24 protein-coding genes are annotated in these 23,955 nt (G+C 73.7%); 12 read left to right on the forward strand and 12 right to left on the reverse strand.

Annotation, left to right across the window (positions count from 1 at the left end; all coding sequences use genetic code 11):
• Positions 1–12: 12 nt before the first annotated feature.
• Positions 13–915 (reverse strand): LysR family transcriptional regulator, encoded by a 903-nt coding sequence (locus tag ACZ4FH_RS31640; protein WP_467309209.1) that lies wholly within the window; start codon positions 913–915, stop codon positions 13–15.
• Positions 916–1,055: 140 nt separating this feature from the next.
• On the opposite strand from ACZ4FH_RS31640, the gene ACZ4FH_RS31645 reads away from it, so the two are divergent.
• Both ACZ4FH_RS31645 and ACZ4FH_RS31650 read left to right on the forward strand, forming a co-directional pair.
• A complete protein-coding gene (locus ACZ4FH_RS31645; RefSeq protein WP_467309210.1) occupies positions 1,056–1,421 on the forward strand; it encodes a YybH family protein in 366 nt (121 codons plus the stop codon).
• A 396-nt stretch (positions 1,422–1,817) separates the two neighbouring features.
• Positions 1,818–2,306 (forward strand): lamin tail domain-containing protein, encoded by a 489-nt coding sequence (locus ACZ4FH_RS31650; protein WP_467309308.1) that lies wholly within the window; start codon positions 1,818–1,820, stop codon positions 2,304–2,306.
• A gap of 189 nt (positions 2,307–2,495) precedes the next feature.
• Here the strand turns inward: ACZ4FH_RS31650 and ACZ4FH_RS31655 are convergent, their stop codons facing one another.
• Positions 2,496–3,044 (reverse strand): YciI family protein, encoded by a 549-nt coding sequence (locus tag ACZ4FH_RS31655; RefSeq protein ID WP_467309211.1) that lies wholly within the window; start codon positions 3,042–3,044, stop codon positions 2,496–2,498.
• A 119-nt stretch (positions 3,045–3,163) separates the two neighbouring features.
• Between ACZ4FH_RS31655 and ACZ4FH_RS31660 the strand changes: the two genes are divergently transcribed.
• Entirely contained in the window at positions 3,164–3,727 is a 564-nt protein-coding gene (locus ACZ4FH_RS31660) for a putative immunity protein (protein WP_467309212.1), read from the forward strand.
• 138 nt (positions 3,728–3,865) lie between these two features.
• Here ACZ4FH_RS31660 and ACZ4FH_RS31665 read toward each other — a convergent pair whose 3' ends face one another.
• From ACZ4FH_RS31665 to ACZ4FH_RS31675, 3 genes are all read right to left on the reverse strand, one after another.
• Positions 3,866–4,558 (reverse strand): L,D-transpeptidase, encoded by a 693-nt coding sequence (locus ACZ4FH_RS31665; protein ID WP_467309213.1) that lies wholly within the window; start codon positions 4,556–4,558, stop codon positions 3,866–3,868.
• 96 nt (positions 4,559–4,654) lie between these two features.
• Entirely contained in the window at positions 4,655–7,504 is a 2,850-nt protein-coding gene (locus tag ACZ4FH_RS31670; protein ID WP_467309214.1) for a SpaA isopeptide-forming pilin-related protein, read from the reverse strand.
• Positions 7,505–7,692: 188 nt separating this feature from the next.
• Complete coding sequence (locus ACZ4FH_RS31675; protein WP_467309215.1) at positions 7,693–8,574, reverse strand: LysR family transcriptional regulator; 882 nt, start codon at positions 8,572–8,574, stop codon at positions 7,693–7,695.
• A 53-nt stretch (positions 8,575–8,627) separates the two neighbouring features.
• On the opposite strand from ACZ4FH_RS31675, the gene ACZ4FH_RS31680 reads away from it, so the two are divergent.
• The 4 genes from ACZ4FH_RS31680 to ACZ4FH_RS31695 all read left to right on the forward strand — a co-directional run bounded on the left by ACZ4FH_RS31680 (position 8,628) and on the right by ACZ4FH_RS31695 (position 12,048).
• Positions 8,628–9,827 (forward strand): nuclear transport factor 2 family protein, encoded by a 1,200-nt coding sequence (locus tag ACZ4FH_RS31680; protein WP_467309216.1) that lies wholly within the window; start codon positions 8,628–8,630, stop codon positions 9,825–9,827.
• Positions 9,828–10,001: 174 nt separating this feature from the next.
• Complete coding sequence (locus ACZ4FH_RS31685; protein WP_467309217.1) at positions 10,002–10,493, forward strand: protein-tyrosine phosphatase family protein; 492 nt, start codon at positions 10,002–10,004, stop codon at positions 10,491–10,493.
• A 43-nt stretch (positions 10,494–10,536) separates the two neighbouring features.
• A complete protein-coding gene (locus tag ACZ4FH_RS31690) occupies positions 10,537–10,929 on the forward strand; it encodes an SgcJ/EcaC family oxidoreductase (protein WP_467309218.1) in 393 nt (130 codons plus the stop codon).
• Positions 10,930–11,139: 210 nt separating this feature from the next.
• Positions 11,140–12,048, forward strand: a complete 909-nt coding sequence (locus ACZ4FH_RS31695) for an aldo/keto reductase (RefSeq protein ID WP_467309219.1) — start codon at positions 11,140–11,142, stop codon at positions 12,046–12,048.
• Positions 12,049–12,164: 116 nt separating this feature from the next.
• Here the strand turns inward: ACZ4FH_RS31695 and ACZ4FH_RS31700 are convergent, their stop codons facing one another.
• Positions 12,165–12,977 carry a hypothetical protein gene (locus ACZ4FH_RS31700; protein WP_467309220.1) on the reverse strand — a complete coding sequence of 271 codons (813 nt, stop codon included), beginning with the start codon at positions 12,975–12,977 and terminating at the stop codon, positions 12,165–12,167.
• A 141-nt stretch (positions 12,978–13,118) separates the two neighbouring features.
• Positions 13,119–14,177, reverse strand: coding sequence for a phosphotransferase family protein (locus ACZ4FH_RS31705; RefSeq protein WP_467309221.1), 1,059 nt, complete (start codon positions 14,175–14,177; stop codon positions 13,119–13,121).
• 261 nt (positions 14,178–14,438) lie between these two features.
• Between ACZ4FH_RS31705 and ACZ4FH_RS31710 the strand changes: the two genes are divergently transcribed.
• The 3 genes from ACZ4FH_RS31710 (at position 14,439) to ACZ4FH_RS31720 (ending at position 17,210) form a co-directional block, all read left to right on the forward strand.
• Positions 14,439–15,239, forward strand: a complete 801-nt coding sequence (locus ACZ4FH_RS31710) for an SAM-dependent methyltransferase (protein ID WP_467309222.1) — start codon at positions 14,439–14,441, stop codon at positions 15,237–15,239.
• Between the two features lie 139 nt (positions 15,240–15,378).
• Positions 15,379–15,915: an ArsR/SmtB family transcription factor gene (locus ACZ4FH_RS31715; protein WP_467309223.1), complete on the forward strand. Its 537-nt coding sequence runs from the start codon at positions 15,379–15,381 to the stop codon at positions 15,913–15,915.
• 17 nt (positions 15,916–15,932) lie between these two features.
• Positions 15,933–17,210: an MFS transporter gene (locus ACZ4FH_RS31720; RefSeq protein WP_467309309.1), complete on the forward strand. Its 1,278-nt coding sequence runs from the start codon at positions 15,933–15,935 to the stop codon at positions 17,208–17,210.
• 37 nt (positions 17,211–17,247) lie between these two features.
• Here the strand turns inward: ACZ4FH_RS31720 and ACZ4FH_RS31725 are convergent, their stop codons facing one another.
• Positions 17,248–18,078 (reverse strand): class I SAM-dependent methyltransferase, encoded by an 831-nt coding sequence (locus tag ACZ4FH_RS31725; protein ID WP_467309224.1) that lies wholly within the window; start codon positions 18,076–18,078, stop codon positions 17,248–17,250.
• A 61-nt stretch (positions 18,079–18,139) separates the two neighbouring features.
• Between ACZ4FH_RS31725 and ACZ4FH_RS31730 the strand changes: the two genes are divergently transcribed.
• Both ACZ4FH_RS31730 and ACZ4FH_RS31735 read left to right on the forward strand, forming a co-directional pair.
• Positions 18,140–18,739: a TetR family transcriptional regulator gene (locus tag ACZ4FH_RS31730; RefSeq protein ID WP_467309225.1), complete on the forward strand. Its 600-nt coding sequence runs from the start codon at positions 18,140–18,142 to the stop codon at positions 18,737–18,739.
• 161 nt (positions 18,740–18,900) lie between these two features.
• The gene (locus tag ACZ4FH_RS31735) at positions 18,901–19,440 is read left to right on the forward strand and encodes a hypothetical protein (RefSeq protein ID WP_467309226.1); all 540 of its coding nucleotides are present in this window, start codon (positions 18,901–18,903) and stop codon (positions 19,438–19,440) included.
• A gap of 43 nt (positions 19,441–19,483) precedes the next feature.
• Here the strand turns inward: ACZ4FH_RS31735 and ACZ4FH_RS31740 are convergent, their stop codons facing one another.
• The 4 genes from ACZ4FH_RS31740 to ACZ4FH_RS31755 all read right to left on the reverse strand — a co-directional run bounded on the left by ACZ4FH_RS31740 (position 19,484) and on the right by ACZ4FH_RS31755 (position 23,847).
• Positions 19,484–20,182, reverse strand: coding sequence for a sulfite exporter TauE/SafE family protein (locus tag ACZ4FH_RS31740; protein WP_467309310.1), 699 nt, complete (start codon positions 20,180–20,182; stop codon positions 19,484–19,486).
• 121 nt (positions 20,183–20,303) lie between these two features.
• A complete protein-coding gene (locus ACZ4FH_RS31745; protein ID WP_467309227.1) occupies positions 20,304–21,659 on the reverse strand; it encodes an MFS transporter in 1,356 nt (451 codons plus the stop codon).
• Positions 21,656–22,501, reverse strand: coding sequence for an SDR family NAD(P)-dependent oxidoreductase (locus ACZ4FH_RS31750; protein WP_467309228.1), 846 nt, complete (start codon positions 22,499–22,501; stop codon positions 21,656–21,658). Before ACZ4FH_RS31750 ends, ACZ4FH_RS31745 begins: the two co-directional genes overlap by 4 nt.
• Positions 22,498–23,847, reverse strand: a complete 1,350-nt coding sequence (locus tag ACZ4FH_RS31755) for an NAD(P)-binding domain-containing protein (RefSeq protein ID WP_467309229.1) — start codon at positions 23,845–23,847, stop codon at positions 22,498–22,500. The genes ACZ4FH_RS31750 and ACZ4FH_RS31755 overlap by 4 nt, the downstream gene beginning before the upstream one ends.
• Positions 23,848–23,955: the final 108 nt, after the last annotated feature.

The following is a 23,955-nucleotide window of genomic DNA, read 5'->3' on the forward strand; positions in this document are numbered from 1 at the left end:
CGCCGGACCCCGTCAGACGGCGGCCGGCGGGGGTTCGGGCAGGGCGAAGGCGCGCCGACTGTGCGCCAGCAGCTCGCGCATGCCGGGGCTGTGCGTGCCCTTCCAGACGAGGGCGAGCAGGGCGGGGGTGTCCACGTCGTCGAGGGTGAGGGCGACGAGGGTGTCCTGGTAGGCCGCGGCCATCGACTCGCTGAGGACGGCGACGGCCAGCCCTCGCGCGGCCAGGGCGGCGATGGCGTCCGCGGCGCCCGCCTCCAGGGTGACCACCGGCGTGAGCCGCCGCGCGGCGCAGGCCTGGTCGAGCACGGTGCGCAGCCCGGTTCCGGGCGGCATGCACACAAGGGGATGGGCGACCAGATCGCTCAGGGCGAGCCCCGGCCGTGACGTCAGAGGATGTCCGGCCGGGACCGCCGCGACGAGCCGCTCACTGATGAGGACGAGCGCCTCCAGGCCCTCGGGCGGCGCGCTCGCCGCCCCGACGAGGGCCAGGTCCAGCGCCCCCGTACGCACTCCCTCCACGAGGCGTTCCGAGGTGTCCTCCAGCAGCGAGACCTCCACCCCGGGGTGCGCCCGGTGGAACCCGGCGAGGGCGTCGAACAGCGGCGTCAGGGTGCAGCCGACGACCATGCCGACGGTGAGCCGCCCCCGGATCAGATCGGTCACCTCGCCCACCGCCTGGCCGACCGCCCCGGCTGCGGCGAGCGCCGCGCGCGCGTGACCGAGCGCGGCCTTCCCCGCGACGGTGAGGGTGACGGTCCGCGCCGAACGGTCGAACAGCTCGGCGCCCAGCTCCCGTTCCAGCTGCCGGATCTGGGCGCTGACACCGGACTGGCTGATGTGCACGCGCGCGGCGGCCCGGGTGAAGTTGCGCTCCTCGGCGACCGCGACGAAGTACTCCAGCTGCCTCAGTTCCATGACTGGTAATTCTAGCTCGCACAAGAACCATCTGTTGGACTTCTCGTCGGGCTCCGCGCACGCTGGGAGGCACAACGGCACGCGCCGCACCGGTTCGCCCAGGACGCGGCTTTCGATGCGGCTCACTCAAGGAGACGGACATGACCGAGTACGAGAAGGCCATGCACCCCGAGGACATCACCCGCCTCTTCGTCGAGCGGTCCAACGCCGGTGACGCGGAGGGCGTCGCCGCGCTCTACGAGGAGGACGCGGTGATGGCCTATCCGGCGGGAAGCAGGACGGAGGGCCGTGAGGCGATCCGCGCCCTGTGGGAGAAGGTGCTCGCGAACCGGCCCCGCTTCGAGCAGGAGCAGCCGCTGCCGACCCTGATCAGCGGCGGCATCGCGCTCACCTCGACCCCGCCCAAGGACGGCGCGGGCGCGCGGGCCCAGGTCGTCCGCCGCCAGCCGGACGGAAGCTGGCTGCGTCTTCTCGACCAGCCCGAGTTCACCCCGCCCACGCACTGACCCACACCCTTCCGCCCGTAATCGGTGGTATGCGCTGAATAAGTCCTGGTGTGCGAAGAAACGTGCAGAACAGCCGTTACGTGGCTGCCGCGCCCCGATCGGACGCCGCACGGGAGGAACCGCGTCGGCCGGAGCGTGACCGAAAGGGCTTCCCGTTGAGCGTTGAACGGGTCGGTGCGACGTTCAGTGAATGTCAGGGCCACGCCCGGCGCGTATGCGTGCCGGATACAACCGAGAGTTGCGGAAATGTCCGCGAACGGTAACCGGGCCGACGACGCCCGACACGGCGGCGTCCCGAGGCGCAGAGTTCTGGCTCCCGGCCCGCAACGGACCGGGAACCCGTACCGCCCCGGCCGGCCCACGCCGGACCATCCGGGGCACTGTTCCTGAGGAGACATCACCTTGTCTGCTTCTTCGACCCCGCGCCGTATCGCCGCGACCGTCCTGACGGCGGGCGCCCTCGTCTCGGCCGCGGCCCTGCCGGCCTCCGCGCACGACCACGACCGGCACCCCTCCCGCGCCCAGGTGGTCATCAGCGACGTCCGGGCCGACAGCCCCGGACGCGACGACGGGTCCAACCGGTCCCTGAACGCCGAATGGGTCGAGCTCACCAACCGGGGCCGCCATGCGGTGAACCTCGACGGCTGGACCCTCCGCAGCTCCGACGGGCACCGTTACCGCTTCGACGACGTCCGCCTGGCCGGGCGCGCCACCGTCCGCGTCCACACCGGACACGGCCGGGACACCCGCACCGACCTCTACCAGGACCGTCGCGACTACGTCTGGGACAACTACTCCGACACCGCCACCCTGCGCGACAGCCGGGGCCGGACCGTCGACACCGAGTCCTGGGGCCGGGGCCACGGCCACCACCACCGGCGCTGATCGCCCCCACCGACCGGAGGGGAGACCACGGACCCCCACCCCGTGACGGTCCGTGAACTCCCCTCCCTCAGGGGCCGGGCACCGACCTGCCCGGCCCCGCCGCCGTCCCGCCGGACCTGCCCGTGCAGGCCCGGCGGGACTTTGCGCGGTCCGCCTCCGGATCCTTCTCGTGCCGAGGCGCCCGCCCCGCTAACGCCGCCCGCCGCACTCCCACGGATGCACCTCGACGGACGCGTACGCGTCGGACGTCAGGACGGCCCGCGCCGCCTCGGGGCCCGAGGCCCGGAGCAGGACCGCCGTGCCGAGCCAGGTCTCGCCGTCGTCGGACAGCAGCGGTCCGTACGCGAGCAGGTCGTCCCGGTTCGCCGGCGGGTCGAGGTCGACCGCCTGCCCCTGCCCGAGCCCGAGTACGAGATAGCGGTCGTCCCCCTCCGTGCCCCCCGGGAACTCCCACATCGTGCGGCCCAGCAGGTTGCGCCACCGGCGCAGCAGCACATCACGGTAGACACCGGCCTGGTAGGTGGGCTCGTCGAAGGCGAAGGCCCGCGCGGCAGCGGGGTCCGGCAGGGCGACGATGTGCACGCTGCCGACGGGCACCTCGCGGGCGGCGTCGAAGGCCGGGCCGCGGGCGATCAGTTCCTTCTCGAACCGGTCCATGTAGGACCAGTGCTCCTCGATCAACGCCTGTCGCAGGGGGAGGGAACCGGGCCGGTCGCGGTGATAGCAGATGAACTCCATGCGCACGACTCTCGCCGACACCCGGCCGCGGCTCAACCGGCTTTCGCGACAGGCACGCCCGCCCTCCGTCGACGGGACCCGGCGGGCCCTCGGACCGCCCGTCGGGGGAGGATGGCCGGATGACCGACGACAGCGACGCGATCGCCCTCAGCACACAGGACCTGCGCGCCGTGACCGCGTTCGCCGCCGCGTGCGCGGAAGGGGCGCTCGGCGCCTTCGAGGACGATCGGCCGGGAGACACCCGGCCCCGCGACGCCCTTGCCGCCGCCGGGGAGTTCGCGAGGGGCGGCGCACGAGGAAAGGCCCTGAGGGACACCGCGACCGCGGCCCTCAGAGCGGCCAAGTGCGCGGAGACCGAGGCGGGACGGCAGGCCGCCTGGGCCGCCATGTCCGCGGCCGCCGCCGCGTACCTCCACCCGCTGGCCAGGGCCACCCAGGTCAAGCACATCCTCGGAGCGGGCGCCCACGCGGCGCGGACGGCCGAACTCCTCGCCGACGACGACCGGAACGTCGGCCCCCGCCACCTCCGGCAGCTGGCACGGCACGCCACTCCGCTCGTCGTCGACGTCCTCACCCGCTTCCCCGCGGCCCCGGACGGCGGCGGACGCGTCGGCGAACTGGTCCGCCTCCTGGACACCGACCTCAGGACCCGGACCACGCTCCCGGGCAGACCGGGAGCCTAGGGTCCTTCGTCCGGATCAGGCTGCATCAGGGAGCGGGGTGCGGCGCGCGCGGCTGCGAGCCGGAGAAGGGCGTCAACGCGGAGCGTCGGCAACCGACGACAACGCCGCGGACCCGCCTGCCCCGCCCCCTCGCCCGGCTCAGTCGCCGGTCCCGGGCTTCACACCCCACACATAGACGACATCGTCCAGAGCGAGCAGTTCCCACAGCTTCGCCGCGTCGTCCACGGTGAGATTGACGCATCCGGCGGAACCGCCGCCGTCGTACAGATCGCCCGGGTGCCCGTGGAGCGCCTGTCCGCCGTCGAAGAACTGCGAGTACGGCATCGGCGCGTTGTCGTAGATCGTGGAGACGTGGTCGCGGTCCCGCCAGTAGATCGTGTGGCGGCCGGGCCGCGTCTCCTGGGCGTCACGGCCGGTACGGGTGGGCACCGGACCGAAGACGACCTTCTTGCCCTTCTGCACCCACAGCAGCTGCCGGTCCATGTCGACGCACGTCACCCGCGAGGACTCCACCGGGCAGTGGCCGGCCGCGTTCGGATTCGGGGTCGCCTCCACCACGAGCATGGTGCGGTACGTGCCGAGATCGGCGAGACCGTCCGCGTGCGGGCGGTCGTGCGCGGTCTGGAAGGCGCGGATGGCCCGGCAGTCCGCGGCGGACTGGCGCCCGTCGACGGGCAGTCCGAGATGCTTCTCCAGTTGCCGCTGGTACGGTCCGGCCGGCGCCGTGCACGCTGCCTCGCGCGGGGAGGAGGCCGCCGAGGGGCCCGCGGAACACAGCAGTGCCGTGGCCGCTGTGGCGACCACGGCACCGATGAGGCTGTTGGGACGCACTGCCTGACCTCCTGGCGGATCGGAAACCCCGTGCCGCCAGCCAATCAGTGCTCCCGCCCGGCCGCCCATCGATGAACGGCCGGGCGGGTGACCCGGTCAGGCACGCGCCCCCTGGTGGGAGCGGTCCTTGCAGGACTTGCCCTTGCACGGCTCGCCGCGCTTGTTGGACAGCTCGACGTGAACGCCCTGGGAGCTGTTCGCCTCCGTCACCTCGAACGGACCCGAGACCGGGTTGGCCGGCAGGACGTAGCCCTCCGGAACGGCGATCTCCCGCAGGTAGTACTCACCGAGCGGCAGGTCGTCGAAGGTGCACACCCCCGCGCTGTCGGTCGAGCAGCCGGCGTCGGCCAGCGTGTCCGGGTTCGTTCCCGTGGTCTGCAGACCCGGCACGTCGTTCGTCTCGCGCCACAGCTCGAAGACGGCGCCCGGAAGCGGCTCCCCGTTCTTCGAGTCCGTCTTGTCCAGCGTGATCGACCCCTTCACCGGCGGCACCGGGGCCTTCGTGTTGGCGGCCTCGACCCGGACACCGTCCTCGGCGTTGTCCTCGGAGAGGACGAGGGGTCCGAAGACGTTGGGGTCGGGGAGGTCGTAGCCGTCGGGGGCCGCGGTCTCGCGCCAGTAGTACTTCCCCAGAAGGGTGAGCTGCTGGCAGATGCCCGAGGTGGGGGTGGTGCAGTCGGTGATCTTGGTGTCGGGGTTGATCCCGGTGGTCTGGAGACCGTCGACGCCGTTGCTCTCCTTCCACAGCTCGAAGTCGGCCCCGGCGAGCGGGGCACCCGTGTCCGCGTCCTTCTTCAGCACGCTCACCAGCCCGTTGGTGCGCGGGATCACGGTCTTCGTGTTGGCCGCTTCGACCTGGACGCCGTCCTCGGCGTTGTCCTCGGTGAGGACGAGGGGTCCGAAGACGTTGGGGTCGGGGAGGTCGTAGCCGTCGGGGGCTGCGGTTTCGCGCCAGTAGTACGTGCCGGTGGTGGTGGTTTCCGAGCAGATGCCGGAGGCGGGGGTGGTGCAGTCGGTCACCTGGGTGTCGGGGTTGGTGCCGGTGGTCTGGAGGCCGTCGACGCCGTTGGTCTCGCGCCAGAGTTCGAAGTCGGCGCCGGCGAGCGGGTCGCCGGTCTCCGCGTCCTTCTTGAGGACGCTGACCTCGCCCCGCACCGGCGGGACGGGGGTCTGCGTGTTGGCGGCTTCGACCTGGACGCCGGCTTGGGCGTTGTCCTCGGTGAGGACGAGGGGTCCGAAGACGTTGGGGTCGGGGAGGTCGTAGCCGTCGGGGGCTGCGGTTTCGCGCCAGTAGTACGTGCCGGTGGTGGTGGTTTCCGAGCAGATGCCGGAGGCGGGGGTGGTGCAGTCGCTGACCTGGGTGTCGGGGTTGGTGCCGGTGGTCTGGAGGCCGTCGACGCCGTTGGTCTCGCGCCACAGTTCGAAGTCGGCGCCCGCGAGCGGCTCACCGGTCTCCGCGTCCTGCTTCAGGACACTGACCTCACCGGTGACCGGAGGGACGACGCTCGGGGTGTTGGAGGCCTCGACACGGACGCCGTCCTCGGCGTTGTCCTCGGTGAGGACGAGGGGGCCGAAGACGTTGGGGTCCGGGAGGTCGTAGCCGTCGGGCGCCGCGGTCTCGCGCCAGTAGTACGTACCCAGGGCCGTGGTCTCCGAGCAGATGCCGTCGGCCGGGGTCGTGCAGTCGCTGACCTGGGTGTCGGGATCGGTGCCGGTGGTCTGGAGGCCGTCCACGCCGTTGGTCTCGCGCCACAGCTCGAAGTCGGCGCCCGCGAGCGGGTCACCGGTGTCCGAGTCCTTCTTCAGGACGCTGACCTGCCCCGTCACCGGCTGCGGCCCGCCGCAGTCGGGAAGGTCGCCGTTGAACGGGTACGAGTGGAACTCCTGGCCCCCGCCCCCGGTTTCGGGACTGGTGTGCGTCACCGAACCGGTGGTGAAGAAGCGGCCGTTCACACCCGGGAGCGACACGGTCGTCATCGACGACTGCTCACCCATCAGGAAGCTGCCCTGGAACTGGCCGGAGCCCGTCAGATCCACCGTCGTGGCGTCCGGGAAGTTCCACAGCAGGCGCTCGCGGTAGGCGTTGAGCGGGTCCGTGGAGTCGTCGATGCCGCCACTGGACGTGTTGATCGTCCGGTCGGCCCCGATGACGTTCACGAGGATCGTCGCGTTGTCCGGGATGTTCTCGAAGAGGACCGCCTGCTGGCCGCCCGTCGCGTTCGTCATGTCGAAGTCGACGTTGAACACCTGGAGCGCGGACGTCCCGTCACCGGTGAACCGCGTCTGGAAGCCCTCGTTGACGGCGGTGCCCGTAGGAGTGCGGAGCGAACCGTCGGGACGGGCGTAGCACTGACTGGCGGCGGTCAGTTCGTCGCGCAGCGCCGCGTACGGGGCGATGGCGTTCGGGTCCTGGATCGGCGTGCCGATGAGCGTGCCGGTCTGGTCGCCCGCGTACCGCACGATGCCCTGCTCGTCGGGCAGACCGCCCGTCGTGTCCAGACGCTGTCCGTCGGCGATGGTGACGTCCCCGCCGGTCGTCAGGGAGTCCGCGCCGTTGGGCGGCGGAACCCGGGACCCGACGCCCGCGACACCGAGGTTGTACAGGGCGCTCGCGTCCGCGTCCTTGTTCTGGTCGAAGTCGTCGAGGACCACGACGCGACCCTCCGCCTCGGCGGCACGGCCGCGGACGAGGAAGTCGTTGCCCACGAAGATGTTGATGCCGTTGTCCCGGCCGGCGATGTCGCCGTTGTTGATGCCGGGGAACGGGTCGGGGCAGTCACCGGGCACACACGGGCCGAGGCCCCCCGGCAGCGGGGCGGCCGATGCGGGCGTGACGCCGAAGCCGAGGGTGACGGCCGGTACGACCGCGGCGAGCACGGCACAGGCCACGCCTGTGGACCGGGCGCGTGAACGCAGCGCGGCGAGGCGCTGGGGCTTGGGTTTCATACGGGCATCCTGAACAGGCGGCACACAGGGAACGATGGACGACACGTGTCATTGCCCCGTCCAGCGGACCGGCCCACCCGTACGGACTCACCCGCGCGCACCCCGCCCGATCGCGCGAACCGTCCGGCGCGCAGGAGCGCCGGACCGGGCCGCCGCGCCCCACCCACCGGGCGCCGCGGCGCAGGGAGTCACGCGAAGGCCTCGGCCAGCAGGTCGACGAGGGGTGCGGCGGCGGGATGGGGGGAGCGGCGCGGAGTGAGCGCGTAGATGCCCCTGGTCGGAGGATCCACGAGCCCTACGGTGGTGACGTCGGCCCGCAGCGCGCCCGCGAGCACGCCCGGGACCAGCGCGATCGCGTGCCCGGTCGCCACCATGGCCAGCTTGCCGGGCAGATCGGCCGCGGCGAGACCGATCCGGGCGCCGACCCCCGCTCGGGCGGCGTGCCGGCGCAGCAGGGCGGCCGAGCCCTCGTTGTCCTCCACCCAGGTCTCGTCACCCAGGGCCCGCATCTCCACGGGGCCCTGTCCGGCCCGCGGATGACCCACCGGAACCACGACCACCATCGCGTCGAGCCCCAGGAAGCGGCGCTCGCACGACGCGTCGGCGGGCAGCCCCGGAGGGGCGTCGGTCACCACCGCCAGGTCGAGATCGCCGGAGACGACACGGCTCACCAGATGCGCGCTGAGCCCCGGCAGCAGACTCCAGCGCAGCGCCCCCGCCCCGTCCAGCAGACGCCGGACGGCCTCGGGCACGATCCCGGCGGCCAGCGACGGGGTCGCCCCGATGACCAGCGGCCGCCCGGCCGTCCCGTCCCGCGCCTCCCGTACCGCACGCAGCGCACGGTCGGCCTCGGCCAGTGTCGCCAGGGCATGACGGCGGAACACCTCCCCGGCCTCCGTCGGCCGCACCCCACGCGCATGACGTTCCATCAGGGAAACGCCGAGTTGCCGCTCCAGGCCCGCGATCTGCCGGGAGACGGCCGACTGCGTGTGGTTCAGCTCGGCCGCCGCCGCGGACAGCGAACCGAGCCGGCACACCGTCACGAACGCACGCCACACCTGCAGATCCATGCGGCAAGTATGCCTCCCAGGTATGCGTGCGAGGCAGATCAGGCATGCGAACTATGCGCTTGTCGCATCTCTCGTCGTGCCGCACCGTGGCTCGTATGAACGCATCGCACACGATCGCCGTCCTCGGTCTGGGACGTATGGGAACCGCCTTCGCCGCACGACTCGCCTCCCGGGGACATGACGTCGTCGGCTGGACCCGCTCGGGGCGGCCGGACGGCGCCGTCAGGACCACCGACGATCCGGCGAAGGCCGTCGCAGAGGCGGATGTCGTCGTCCTGGCCCTGTTCGACGGACCGGCCTGCGCCCAGGTCGTCGACGCGACGAGCGCGTCGCTGCGCGAGGACGCGGTGGTGGTGAACACCGCCACCGTGTCGCCCGCCGAGGCGGCGGCGCTGGCCGGGAGGCTCGGCCCGTCGTACGTCCACGCGCCGGTGCTCGGATCCGTTCCGGCGGCGGCCGCCGGCACCCTCCAGATCCTCGCGGCGGCGCGGGGGAGCGCGTTCGACCGCGTGCGGCCGGTGCTCGACGATCTCGGCACGGTGCGCCGTGTCGACGACGCCGCCACGGCCGCCGCGCTCAAACTCGTCGCCAACAGCGGGCTCGCCGGTGCCGTGCTCGCCCTGCGCGATCCGCTGCGCCAGGCGGACGCCCTCGGGCTCCCGCGCGCCGATGTCCTCGACGTCCTCGAACTGGGCCGGCTCGGTGCCCTGGTGGCCGGCAAACGCCGTTTCCTGCTCGGCGGGCCGACGGAGGGGAACGCCGACTTCACCACGGGCGCCCTGGCCAAGGACATGGCCCTCCTCGCCGCGGCCTCGGACGTTCCGCTGCCCAGCGCGTCGGAGCTGGCCGCGACCCCCGCGGGCCCCGGTGCCGACATCGCGCTCGCCGCGACGGCCCCCGCCCCGGACGCCGCGGTCCGCGCGCCGCTCCGCGCGTACCTGCGCGGCCACGCCACCGGCGACCCCGTCCACTTCCGCGAGGCCTTCCTGCCCACCGCCCACATCGAGGGCGTGCGCGACGGCGCGTTCGTCTCGTGGGACCTCGACGCCTACTGCGCGCTCTTCCCGGGCCACCCGGCACCGGACGAGATCTCCCGCGTCCGCCGCGTCGACACGGTCGACGTCCACGGGACCGTCGCCACCGCCCGCATGACGCTGTGGCACGGGGCGGACACCTTCACCGACGTGTTCCTGCTGGTGCATACTGACACCGGCTGGCGCATCGCCAACAAGGCCTACCACCGCCACATATGACCGCGCCCCCTCCCGCCACCCCCGTTCACCGGGGTCCCGCCTCCCACCGTCCGGCGCCGCGACGACCGCCCGCGCCCCTGGGACGAGGAGCGTCGGACGAGGCGGCCCGCCGCGCGAGGCCCGGCCCGCAAGAGCGCACCACCTCACCCGTCCGACCCGAAGGCGGTGTCCCGCATGCGTCCCACCCTCTTCACCGTCGACCTCCCCGGCCCCGGGCGGCTCAGCACCATGGCCAGACCCCGGGGCGGCGACTGGCTGGAGCCGGAGATGGCCGCGCTCAAGGACGCCGGGGCCGACGTCCTGGTCTGCGCGCTCACCGAACCCGAACGCGCGGAGCTGGGGCTCGCGGACGAGCCGCGGTCCGCCACGGCGGCAGGGCTGCGCTTCGTCGCCCTGCCCGTCCCCGACCTGTCCGTCCCCGATCACGCCGCCGTGCTGCCGGCCCTGCGCGACCTCCTCCGGCAACGGCGCGAGGGGGCGCACATCGTCGTCCACTGCCGGGCCGGCATCGGACGCTCCTCCCTCCTCGCGGCCGCGGTCCTCATCCTCGACGGCGTCGACCCCGACACCGCCTGGAGTACCATCCAGCGCGCCCGCGGCCTCTCCGTACCGGACACGCGGGAACAGCGGGCCTGGCATCCGCTCCGGGAGAACCGGGCCGGGTGACTTCCTTGACCTCAAGCGTGATCGAGGTCGCAGAGTGATCTCCATGGACACCGAGACCGCGGACATCAAGGCCATCGAGGACGTCGTGGCCACCGTCGAACGCGCCCAGCGCGACAAGGACGTCGAGGGATTCCTCGCCCTCTTCCACCGGGACGCGCTGTGGACCACGGCCCACGGGAAAGTCCTGGTCGGCTACGACGCGATCGCGGACTTCACCCGTGAGGTCCTGCCCGACAGCGACTGGGACGGGGCCGTCACCTACGAGACCGTCCACACGAAGTTCCTGCGCCCGGACGTGGCGGCCGTCAAGATCCGGCAGGTCTACCACGCGCCCGAAGGCGATTCGGAGGGCACCCCGCTGTATGTGATGACGAAGCAGGACGACGGAGGCTGGCTGCTGCACGTGGGCCAGAACACCCAGGTCCGTGCGGACTGACACCCCGTCCGTCAGGCCCGGGGGCGGAACCCTCCGCCCCCGGGCCTGCTAGAATGCCTCACCGAAGCAGCCGAGCCTTCCTGATGGAGATCCCGCCACCAGGAAGGCTTTTTTGTGTCCGGGGCCCGTTCCGCGCCCCGCACCGGACGGCCCCGGCCCGGGAGACAAGGCCGCCGTCCGCCCCCGATACGTACAAGGAGAAATCCTGCCATGAGCACCCATGCGACGACCTCGGCACCGGCCGGCACCTGGCGTCTCGGTGATCTGACCGTCAACCGGATCGGATTCGGCGCGATGCGGCTGACCGGGACCAAGCCCTTCGACCAGGGGGTGCCGCGCGACCGGGAGCAGTCGATACGGGTCCTCAGGCGAGCGGTCGACCTCGGGGTGAACCACATCGACACCGCCGCGTTCTACTTCTCCACCACCCGCTCGGCGAACGAGCTGATCAACCGGGCCCTCGCGCCCTACCCGGAGGAGCTGGTCATCACCACCAAGGTCTGGCCGGGCCGCGACGCCTCGGGGGAGTGGTGGTGGGCGTCCCCGGAGCAGCTGCGCGGCCAGGTCGAGGAGAACCTGCGCCAGCTCGGCCGCGACCATCTCGACGTCGTGAACCTCCGTGTGCCGCCGAGCCGCAAGGAGGGACCGGTCGGTGAGCACTTCGGTGCCCTGGCCCGCCTGCGGGACGCCGGACTGATCAGGCACCTCGGTCTCTCCAACGCCACCTCCGCGCAGCTCGCCGAGGCACGGTCCATCGCGCCCGTCGTCTGTCTCCAGAACCCGTACGGGCTCGGCGCGAACGACGCGAGCAGGGAACTCCTGCGGTTCTGCGGCGACCAGGGCATCGCCTTCGTGCCGTTCTTCGCCATCGCGGGAACCGGCCGTGAGAGCGGCCCGGCCGCCGAATCCGAGGAGGCGGTGACGGCCGTCGCCCGGACGCACGGCGTGTCCCCCGCGCAGATCCGGCTCGCGTGGACGCTCCACCAGGGCCCGCACGTCCTGGCGATCCCCGGCACCGGCGACCCGGACCACCTCGCCCAGAACATGGCCGCCGGCACGATCCGGCTGTCCCAGGAGGAACTGGACCGCCTCGACGGGACCCGCCCCGCCGGCGCCTGAGGGCCGGCCCCGCCCCTCGGGCAACAACATCCGGCTCACCCAGGTCCTGGAGTTCGACCCGGAACGCGCCTGAACGCCACCGCTCCACCACCGGGCAGGGCGCGAAGGACCCGTCCCTAGCCGACGGCGGGCGTGCCGCCCCGCGACAGGCGGCCGCCCGTCCAGGCCAGGCCGAGGGCGGCGGCCACCACGAGGGCACCGGCCGGTGAGCCCGTGGGGGACGCGGCCCAGGGCACTCCCGCGACCAGGATCGCGAGGAGGTGGCGGGGCCGGACATCGGGAGCCGCCGTGCGCAGGGCGAGCAGCAGCATCGTGGGACCGACCTGCTGCACGAGGCCGAAGCCGACGTGACCGCCCGACAGGGCCGAACCCAGCGACGGCAGCCACGTCATGACGGCGAACGCGGCGGCGAGCCGGCCGTCCCGGTCCGCCGGAGCGACCGCCGGGGGCATCGCCGCGACCAGGGCCAGCAGCGGCAGGAGCCAGGCGGAACCCGGCACGCCCGCGACCAGCGCCACGAGGCACAGGGCGGCCGTGCCCCGGGCCGCGGGCCGGCGCCCCAGGAAGGCCAGCACCCCGGCGACGAGCACCGCCGTGCACAAGGCCGTCTCCGGCAGGCCGGGCAACGGGCCGCCGTGCAGGGCGCGCGAGACCGCGACGGTCGGTCCGGCGGCCGAGATCGCAGCGGCGGCGGCCAGGGCGTACGGGGCGACGGCCACCAGGAAACGGCCGGCCGGGCGATCGGAGCCGGTGCGCGTGCGTACGCGCACCGCGTGCGCCGCGATGTCCAGCCGCTCCCGGCGGCGGGCGGCGGGGGAGGCGTCCGCCGTGGCCGCCCGGTACATCTCCAGGATCTCGGCGCCGTGGCGCGCCCGGTAGCGGCGCGGGTAGAGCGACAGCACACGGAGGGAGGGCCGGGGGTCGGTCATGCGGGGTTCTGGTCCGTTCGTTCGACGAGCGCCCATAGTACGGTCACCTGACTATGAGGCAGAAGCCGACCAGGGCGGTCGCACGTGGACACGCCCGGACCGGGGACGGCGTTCCGTCCGGCCGGAACCGCTGAGGCGGTGTCAGAACCAGGGGCGGGTGTGGTGCGTGGGGAGCGGCCGCGGGGCGGGCCGGTGGGTGAGCAGGCGGTTGGCGAGGTCCGAGCAGAGGCGGCCCAGCGACTCCAGGTGGTCGTGGTCGCGGGCCAGTCCGGCGACCACGTCCAGGCGGTGGACGAGACGTTCGCGGGCGGTGATGTACCCCCACTCGAAGTCCTTGCCCGGGACCCGGGCGAACTGGTCCACGGTGCCGCGCTCGGCCCGTTCGACGAGGGAGTCGCCCCGGATCAGCCAGGCCGCGCACGCGTCGGCGAGATCACCGGGCACCTCGCGCCCGGTGAGGTCCCGCCAGGTCGAGCGGTAGATCCCCTCGGCCTCGGCGAGCGGGGCCCCCGTCACGGACATGGCACACCAGCAGGTGGGGAGGCCGATGCGCAAGTAGGCCAGTTCGATCAGCCCGTTCCCGAGCGAGGCGCCCTCGAAGTCGAGGAAGCGGACGCCGCCGGAGGTGTGGACGTCGTTGCCGGGGCACGGGTCGCCGTGCAGCAGCGCGTGGTGCGGGGCGGGGTCCAGCCGTACGAGGAGCGCGGCGAGTTCGTCGGGGACGCGGGGCGGCACCGGGACGTCGAGCGCCCGCGCGAGGGAGAGGAAGGACTCGGCGTCGGCGGCCGTGGGTCCCGCCCAGACCGGCAGCGTTCCGGCGTCGGCGGGCCCGGTCAGCGCGTGCAGCCGGGCCAGCGCCTCGGCGTAGCCCGGCAGCCAGTCCTCCGGTGCGGCGGACGTGTCGAGAAGTTCCAGCACCATCATCCGGACCTCGGGGTCCGTGGCCAGGAGGACGGGCGCGACCGCCGGCGCGGTGGCCCGCCCCGCCAGACGCAGCGCGGCCACCTCACGGGCGAACCGGCTGCCCGCGTCGACGCCCGGAGCGCCGTCGTCGGTGATCTGTTTGACGGCCACCTGCCGCCCGTCGGCCAGCTGGACCCGCCACACGCGGGATCGCGGACTGCTGTCCAGCAACGTGGCACGCCGGGGCGTGCCGACGGCGGAGCGCAGCTGCTCGGTGAAGGGCATTCGATCGGTCATGCGGACGAGCGTATCCGGGGCGTGGACCATCCCGCCCGGTGCGTTCGGTGCGGAGATCCGGCACGGCCCCGTCACGGGGCGGCGGGGTGCGACGACGACCGGCACGGGCACCGCCTCGTCCCCGGCGGGGCATCGGGTTTCCGCCCCTGGAAGGGGAGTTGTTCCTGCGGGGGCTGGTGCGAAAGTTGCTGGTGAGGAAACATGGGGGTGCGCGGTACGGGGGTTGTCCGCGTGGCCGAAAATGCGACATGAAGAGGGCTGATGACTGGCGAGCAGGGGTATCCGGCGGCGGTGGACGGGATCGACACGGGGACGCCGCATTCGGCGCGGGTGTGGAACTACTGGCTGGGCGGCAAGGACAACTACGAGGTGGACCGCCGCCTCGGTGCCACGATGGAGGAGCTGTACCCGCAGATCATCGAGATAGCGCGTGCCTCGCGGGCGTTCCAGGCGCGGGCGGTGCGCTACCTGGCGAGTGAGAAGGGGGTGCGTCAGTTCCTCGACCTGGGGACGGGACTGCCGACGGCGAACGCCACGCACGAGGTCGCCCAGGACGTGGATCCGACGGCGCGTATCGTGTACGTGGACAACGACCCGATCGTGCTCGCCCATGCCCGCGCCCTGCTGACCAGCCACCCCGAGGGCGCCACGGACTACGTGCACGCGGACCTCCGAGACGCAGAATCGGTTCTTCGCGAGGCCGCCAAGACGCTGGACCTCGACCGGCCGGTGGCGGTGATGCTGCTCTCGACGCTGGGTCACGTGGCGGACTCCGCCGAGGCCTCCGCGCTGCTGCGCGGTTACCTGGACGCGCTGCCCTCGGGCAGCTACCTGATGCAGTGCGACACCATCGAGACGCCGATGACGGCGGCCGGTTCCGACGAGTACGCCAGCGGTGGCGCCATGCCGTACATCTCGCGCCCCAAGGAGATCATGGCGACCTTCGCCGACGGGCTCGACCTGGTGGAGCCGGGCTTCGGCTCCATCAGCCTGTGGCGCCCCGAGGAGCCCTTCACCGGAACGCCGGTCGAGCAGTGGGGCTTCGTGGCCGCCAAGCCGTAGCCGCCCGCCCTCACCGCACACCCGCTGGCCCTGCCCGTCCACCCGGACGGCCGGGGCCAGTTGGCGTTTCCGGAGCGGAATGAACACCTCCGCGATGACCCCCTTGCGCAATGGTCAAGAATCGTTGACCATTGCTCGCATGCCTGCCGACGATCTCCCCGAGACCTTTCACGTCACCACCGACGAACAACTGCGCGCCGTCTCCAATCTGACGCGCCATCGGATCATGGCCGTCCTCCGCTTCGAGCCCGCGACGATCACGCAGATCGCCGACCGCGTGGGCCTCGCGAAGGGCAGCTCCAGCTACCACGTACGGCTCCTGGAACGGGCCGGCCTGGTGAAGGTCGTGCGCACCCGCAAGGTGCGCGGTGTCATGGAGCGGTACTACGCGATGGCCGCACGCTCCGTCACGCTGCCGGATCCAGGAGAGGGCGGGCCCGACGTCCTGATGCGCCACGCGGTCGCCGACCTGGAGGCGTCGCCGGTGGAGGACCGGCAGGTGCGGATGGCCCATCTGCGCCTGACCGACACGCAGTTCGCGGAACTGGGGGAGCGGCTTCAGGCCCTGGCGGACGAGTACCGCGCGCTGTCCGACCCCGCCCTGCCCGACACCTCGCTCGTCTTCGCCCTGTTCCACCCCGCGTCGGGCACGCGGACCGCGGAGGGTGCCGAGTGAGTACGCGTACGCAGAAGCTGCCGACCGGCTTCGGGCGGCTGTGGACCGCCCAGACCGTCTCCTCGTTCGGCGACGGCGTGACCCACGCGGCACTCCCGCTGCTCGCCCTGGCGCTGACCCGCGACCCCATGGCGCTCGCCGCCGTCACCGCCGCCGGGACACTCCCGTGGCTGCTCTTCGGGGTGCTCGGCGGCGCGCTTGTGGACCGCTGGGACCGCCGGCGCACGATGTGGGTCGCCGACACGGCCCGCGCGGTGCTGCTCGCGATCCCCGCGGCGGCGGCCGTCCTCGACGCCCTGAGCATCCCCCTGCTGGCGGCCGTCGCCTTCCTGCTCGGCCTCGGCGGACTCTTCTTCGACACCGCCGCCACCGCCTATCTGCCGGCCCTCCTCGACCGCGAACCGGCCCTCCTGGAGCGCGCCAACTCCCGCCTGCGCGGCGCCCAGACCGCCATGTCCGGCTTCGCCGGACCGCCCGCGGGCAGCGCGCTGCTCGCCCTCGGCCGTGCCGTACCGCTGCTCGCGGACGCGCTCTCCTTCCTCTGCTCCGCCCTGCTCGTCCGGACGCTGCCCGCCGTGCCCCGGCCCGTGCCGGAGGCCCGGGAATCACTGCTCCGCCAGGCGCGGGCCGGTGCCGCGTACGTCTTCCGGGACCGGGTGCTGCTCGGCCTCGCGCTGCGTCCGGCCGTCGGGAACATCGCCTTTGTCGCCGTCGAGACCGTCCTCGCGCTCTTCGCGCACGAGCGTCTCGGCATCGACACCTACGGCTTCGGTCTGCTCCTCACCGCGGAGGCCGCCGGCGGTCTGCTCGGCGCGGGCATCGCCTCGTACCTGGGCCGGCGTCTCGGCACCGGCACCGCGCTGACCTGCACGGCCGCTGTCGAGGGCCTGGCCATCCTGGGCCTGGCCTCGGCGCCCGACCCGTACGTCGCCGGGTTCTCGCTCGCCGTCTGCGGCGCGGGCATGGGTGCCACGATGGTGCTCGCCCCCTCCCTGCGACAGGCCATCGTCCCCGGGCACCTGATGGGCCGGGTCGCCTCCACCTCCCGCATGCTCGCGATGTGCGCCGCCCCCGGTGGGGCCCTCCTCGGCGGCTGGCTGGCCACCGCCTACGACATCCGCACCCCGCTGTACGCCGCCGCCGTGCTGCTCCTCACCATGACGGCCGTCACCGCCTCCATGACCAGCAACCGCCGGGTCGAGGCGGCCCTGCGCGCAGCCGCCCCGCAAGAGGAGTCCCCGGACGGCCCGGAGGACGGGGACGCCGCGCGGGAGAGCGTCGCCGACGCGGTGTGAGCCCCCGTACGGGCGCCACCGCCCGCCGCTCCCCGGGTCAGGCGTCGCCGGAGCGGAGCGCGGTGACCGCGACCGTGGTGTACGGCACGGTGACTTCGCCACCCCGCGCGTCGACCACGGCTCCGACCGCGTCCAGGACCTCCCGCAGACCGTCCGGCGGGAGCCCGGTCAGGGCGCCGAACGTGGGCAGCTGGTCCAGCCACTCCTCCCGTGTGTACGTGCGCTCCCAGGCGACGTGCCACTGCTCCGGCGCCTCGAAGAGCCCCGACCGCCGGATGCCGTCGGCGATGCGCGTGAACAGCGGCTGCGAGGGGTCGAGGGCGGAGCCCTTCAACCGCCCCAGATCGATGGGGGAGTCGGGGGCGACGCGCCGGTGCGCCTCGGCGAGCGCGCCGGCCACCTCGCCCGGGAGCTGGGGAACGTGGTGGAACGGGGCGAGCAGGCCGCCCGGCCTGAGCACCTGCCCCGCCTTCACCGCGCCGGCGACCGGGTCCACCCAGTGCCACGCCGTTCCCGCGACGACCGCGTCGAACCGCCGCCCGGCCGCCTCCCAGTCCTCGAACCGCGCGACCTCGACATCGACGCCGCCGCGCCGGGCGAAGCCGGCCATCCGCGCATCCGGCTCGACGCCGAGCACGGCGCAGCCGGCCGCCGTGAACTGCCGGGCCTCGATGCCGGTCCCGGCCCCCACGTCGAGGACGTCCCGCCCCGGCAGCGCGGCGACGATCCGGTGCACCAGGGCGTCGGGATACGGCGGTCTGGCGCGGTCGTAACGAGCGGCGTCCGTGCCGAAGGACTCGGCCACCCGCCGGTGGTGATGGGGTTCGGGTCCGGACGGTCCTGACGGTCCCCGCGTTAGAGTGGGCATGTGCCCACACTAGTGGGCGAGTGCCCACTTGTGGAAGTGGGCCGGACCGGGAAGAGGAGCGATGCCGACAGGAGTCCACCTCCGGAACGTGCGCGGCCAGTTGTTCGAGGCGGCCGAGCGCGTGCTGCTCCGGGACGGGCCCAGCGCCCTCACCAGCCGCGCGGTCACGGACGAGGCGAACTGCGCGAAGGGCGTCCTGCACCGGCACTTCGCCGACTTCGACGCCTTCCTGGCCGAACTGGTCCTCGACCGCGTCCGCGCCGTCGACGACCGGACCGCGGCCCTGCTCGACGCGGCCGGGACCGGCGATGTCGCGGACCGTCTGACCGAGGCGCTCCAGGACCTGTTCGGCCCCCTCACGGTGTCGGTCGTCGCCCTCATCACCTTCCGCGACGGCCTGCGGGCCCGGCTGCGCGAGGCCGGTCTCGCCGGGATCCCGCTGGCCGCGCAGGCCACGACGGGGATCGCCGCCTATCTGGCCGCCGAACGGGAGCGCGGACGCGTGGCCGAGGACGCCGACATCGACACCCTCGCCCCCACGCTCGTCGGGGCCGCCCATCTCCTCTTCGCCGACCGGACGAGCCCCCCGCCACCGGCCGCCGCCGTCCGCCGGACCGTGACCGCCGTCGTCGGGGGAGCGCTGCGCGAACCGGGTGCCTGAGCCCGGCCGGGCACCGGAGGGGGGCGTTCCACAGGGACCTCGGGATGACACCCCCTCCGCCGCGCGGGTGGGACCGGAGGCGGACGCCTCCTTCCCGGGCGGCCGAACGAGCGGGCCCCCGGGCCGACGCCCCGGCGCCGGGCCGCCGGAACGATGGAGGCATGACCACCACGAAGCGCACGATCACCCGCCCGGCGGCCGACGTCCGCTCCGCGCCGCCCCGTTGGGCCGTGCGCACCGCCCACCTCGTCCCGCTGCTCACCCTGCCCTCGGGCCTCTGGCGCCTGTGGCTGGCGGCCGGACACCGGGGCGGGTACACGGAGGCCGGGTACGCGGCCATGGGCATCGACGGCTGGGGGACGGTCTACGTGATCGGCCTGAGCGCGGCCGTGGAGGCGGCCGCCCTCCTGACGCTGGGCCTGGTGCGGCCCTGGGGCGAGAGGGTGCCCGGGTGGATCCCCGTGCTCGGCGGCCGACGGGTCGCGGTGCGGGCCGCCGTCGTCCCGGCCGCCGTGGGCGCGGTCGCGCTGACGGTGCTGTGGTCTCCGTTCGCCCTGTGGTGGACCGTTCCCCACGACGGGATGACCGACACCGGCAACCTGGTCGCCGGGCTCCTCTACCTGCCGCTGGTGGCCTGGGGACCGCTGCTCGGCGCGGTCACGGTCTCCTACCACCGCCGCCGGCGCGCCGAGCGGCCGTGACCCGGCGCACGCGCCCGGCCGCGCCACCGCAGGCCGGCCAAGGTCAGGTCAGCGCACTGCCCACCAGCGTCAGCCCGCCCGCGCAGGACACCGCCAGCACCCCGACGCGCGTCGCCGTCGCGGGCAGCCGGGGCGCCGACACCATCCCGGCGGCCGCGCCGGCGGCGAGGGCGGCCACCGCCGGCCAGGGCGGCAGGGCGAAGCCCAGGACGGCGGCCGTGACGAGGTTCTGGACGAGGAAGAAGGAGTGCAGCGTGGCCCGGGTCTCGCGGGCGGGCCAGCCCGCGTTGGCCGCGTAGAGCCCGACCGGCGGCCCGCCCACACCGCCGATGACATTGAGTCCGGCGCTGCCCAGCCCGGTCAGCCAGGCACCCGCCGGAGTGTTGAGGAACGACGAACGCACCCCGCGGCCCAGGAGCGCCACCCCGACGAGGACCCCGCAGCCGGCCGCCGCGGCCAGCACCCGGGTGTCCATGGCCCCCAGCAGCCAGGCCGCCACGGGTGTCCCCAGGACGGCGGGCAGCAGCAGCCGGCCCGCGTCCCGGGGCCGGGCGTGCCGCCAGTCGCGCGACAGCGGCAGGAGGGAGGCGCCCACCGCGAGGACCAGGACCATCGGCACGCCCCGGTGCGGCCCGAACGCCGCGATCAGCACCGGCGCCGCGACCAGCGAGAAGCCCATCCCCGTCGACGCCTGCGCGAACGCGCCGAGGGCGACCGCCGCGACGGCGGCCTGCTCCCACATGCTCACCGCGCACCGCCCGGCGGGAAGCCCGTCCCCCGTGCCACGCGAACCGGCGCACCGCACACACCGGACGGACCCACCGCCATCGTCCCCACCCCTCTCGTCACCCGCTCCCGCACGCTCACGCCGCCCCGTCCAGCGCACAACGCCGCTGGAACCACAGCGCCACCCCCATCAGCACCGCCGGCACACAGGTGAAGCCGACGAGCAGCGCGGTCAGCGCCGTACCGGACTGCTCGGCGGACGTGCCCGCCGTGCTGGAGACGAATCCGCCCGCCGCCAGGACCGCCGCGTACACATACGGCCCGACGGCCGTCCCGGTCGCCTCGGTCGCGGTCCACACCCCCGTGTACGCCCCCGCCTTCGCCGCCCCGGCCGCCACGATCGCGTCGGGCAGCATCGAGAACGCGAACAACTGCAGCCCCGCGAACGCCACGCCCATCACTATCACCACGGCGGACGTGACCACGACACCCGGTGTCCCGCTCAGTGACACGCCCGGCAGCAGCGCCAGCGACCCGGCCGCGAACACGCCCTGCGACAGCAGCAGTCCGCGCTGCTTGCCGTGCCGGCGCGACCACGCCGTCCACACCGGGGCCGCGAAGAGCGCCGGTCCGAGGAACAGCCCCATGAACAGCGCGGTGAGCCCCGGCGCGTCGAAGACGTACTCGGTCACATAGGGCAGCGCCGCGAGGAAGAGATGCGTCGTCGTCCCCGTGAACAGGTACGACAGCACCAGCGGCCGGTACGCGCCGTCCCGCCAGGCCAGCCGCAGATCGGCGAGCGGGGAGTGACCCGCCCGTACGCCGGGTGTCCGGAAGCCGCAGGCGTCCGTGAGCCCGCGTACGCCGGCCAGGGCGACGGCCGCGGAGCCGGTCATGGCCACCGCGAGGACCGCCGCCATCAGGGTGTAGTCGCCGCGCCCGCCCGCCGAGGACAGCGCCGGAGCGGCGACACCCGCGCCGAGGAGACCCACGGTCAGCAGGACCATGCGGAACATGAAGACCCGGGTCCGCTCGTGGTACCCGATCGGAAGGTCGGAGGGGGTCGTCAGATACGGCACCTGGAAGCCGGCGAACAGCAGATTGCCCACCACGAACCAGCAGCCCACCCAGAGCGCGGCCGCCCCGCCGCTCAGCCCCGACGGCACGCTGAACATCGCCACCATGGCGGGCCCCAGCAGCAGCCCGGACCGCAGCATCCGGCGCCGGTGCCCGAACCGCCGGGCCTCCCGGTCCGACCGCGAACCCAGCAGCGGGTGCACGACGATGTCGACGACCTTGGGCAGCAGCAGCGTCAGACCGGCCGCGAACGCGGGCACGCCGAGAACGTCCGTCAGGAAGTAGAGCAGCAGCAGCCCCGGCACCGTGACCCAGACGCCCATGCCCACCGAGCCCGCCGCGTACGCCGACAGCGCGCCCCGGCCCGGCGACGCGCCGGTGACCGGGCCGGCCCCGGTGGCCCGGTCGGCCGTCATGTCCCGCTCCGGTGCCGCTCGACCACACCGGCGGCCAGGTCCGCCCCGTCGAAGACCCCCGACCGGGCGCGCGCGGCGAGCGTGCGGGCCACGACCCGGTCGGTGAGCGCGGGCAGATGCCGGGCGAGGAAGAACTCCACCGCGCCCCGCCGCGTCGTGGTCACGTCCCGGCGCGGCCGTCGGGCCAGCGCCGTACGGACCAGCGCGTCCACCACGCCGTCCAGAGGCTCGTACACGCTCATGCCCTCCAGCGAGAGCCCCGCCGCCTTCGTCGAGTCATGGATGGGGCTGCGCACCGCCGACGGGTACACACAGCTGACCGAGACGTGCGTGCCCAGTTCCAGGCGCAGCGCGTCTGCGTACGCGACCATGGCCCGCTTCGACGCGCCGTACGCGGCGGCGAGCGGCAGCTGCATCACCGCCATCCGCGAGGTCACCATGACCACCCGCCCGCGCGCCGCGACCAGCGCGCCGACGCAGGCGGCCGTGACCCGCCAGGTCCCGAGCAGATTCAGCTCCAGCTGCCGGCGCACCTCGGCCCCCGGCGCGTACTCGGCCGGAGCCGGTCCGCCGAGGCCCGCGTTGTTCACCAGCACGTCCAGACCGCCGAGCACGTCGAGCGCCTCCGCGACGGCCGCGGCCGTACGGGCGTCGTCGGTGACGTCGCACGCGAGGACGGGGAAGGGCTCGTCGCCTCCCGGACGCAGATCGAGACCGACCACCCGCGCCCCCGCACGCGTCAGCCGCTCTCCGAGGGCCCGGCCGATGGTGCCCGACGCACCGGTGATGAGGACCCGCCGCCCGTGGGCGTCGTGACGGCGGCCGGAGGACGAAGAGGTCATGACACATCAGCCTTCGTGGTCGAGGTGTGGACGGTGGCACCGCGGGCGGCCCGGCGGACACCGGCCCGGATCTCGCGGGGGAGCGCGGCCACGTACCGGTCGAAGTCGATCCGCATCACCGGCCGCCGCGCGCCCCAGCGCCCGACCGCGGCGGCGCGGGCACGCCCGACCGCCGTGCGCTGCTCGGCCGGCGAGGGCAGGGCGTACCGGCCGGACAGATACGCGGCGACGAGCCTGCCCTGCACCTCGACGACCGGCAGGGCCGCGCCGGTGGACTGCATCAGGCCGACGAAGGACAGCGTCGGATCGTCGAGATGGAAGACCCGCTGGTAGAGCGGCAGTTCCTCCGGATCGTCCCCGGTCCAGTCGCGGTCCAGGAACGGCATCGTCACGTGGTAGCCGGTCGCCCACACGATCACGTCGACGTCCTCGGCCGAGCCGTCCGTGAAGACCACCCGGCCCCCGTCCAGCCGCTCGATGCCGGGCCGGGCGACCACCTCGCCGTGGGTGAGCCGGTGCAGGATCGTGTCGCTGACCGTCGGATGGTTCTGGAACAGCCCGCCCGCCGGACGCGGCAGCCCGTAACGCTCCGGCGTGCCGACCGCCAGGCGCAGCACGCTCTCCGCCACCTTCTGCCGGATCCGCCACGGCAGCACCGCCAGGGCCCCGCCGGTCGCGTCCGCGGGACGGCCGAACAGGTACTTGGGCACGATGTGCGTCCCGTGCCGCGCCGACAGCAGCACCGGCCCCGAGGACACGTACGAGGCGTCCACGGCGATGTCCATCGCGGAGTTGCCCATGCCCACGACGAGAACCCGCCGCCCGGCGAACACCTCCGGACTCCGGTAGTCGTGGGCGTGCATCTGCACACCGTCGAACGCGCCCGGATACGCGGGGGCGGGCCACTTCGGCTCGCGGTTGTGCCCGTTCGCCACGACCACGGCGTCGTACACCTCCGCCGCAGCATCCCCGCCGTGCCCGGTCGTCACCTCCCACCCGGTGCCGCACCGCCGCACGGCACCGGCCTCGGCACCGAACCGGACGCGCTCGGTGACCCCGAAGGCGTCCGCGTACGCCGCGAGATAGCCCCCGACCAGGGCCGCCGACGGAAAGTCCGGCCACCGCGCGGGCATCGGGAAGTCCGCGAACTCGGTCCGCCCCTTGCTGGTGTTGAGATGCAGACTCCCGTACGCGGGTGTCGCCCCCTCGTCGTCCGGCGCCCACAGACCCCCGACGCGCTCGCCGCGCTCCAGGACCGTGACGTCCAGACCCTCGTCGAGCAGCGCCTTCGCCGCGGCCAGCCCGGCCGCGCCGGCACCGATCACCGCCACCCTCGTCGCACCCATGCCAAGCCCTCCCTTCCGTGAGGGCGCTCATTCAATCGAATGATGGAGAAGAGTGCAATCGTCTCTGACCTGCTCTTTTGCTCTCCGGCAGCTGATTGAACCGGCCCC

This window comes from Streptomyces sp. NPDC024555, from assembly GCF_055559335.1.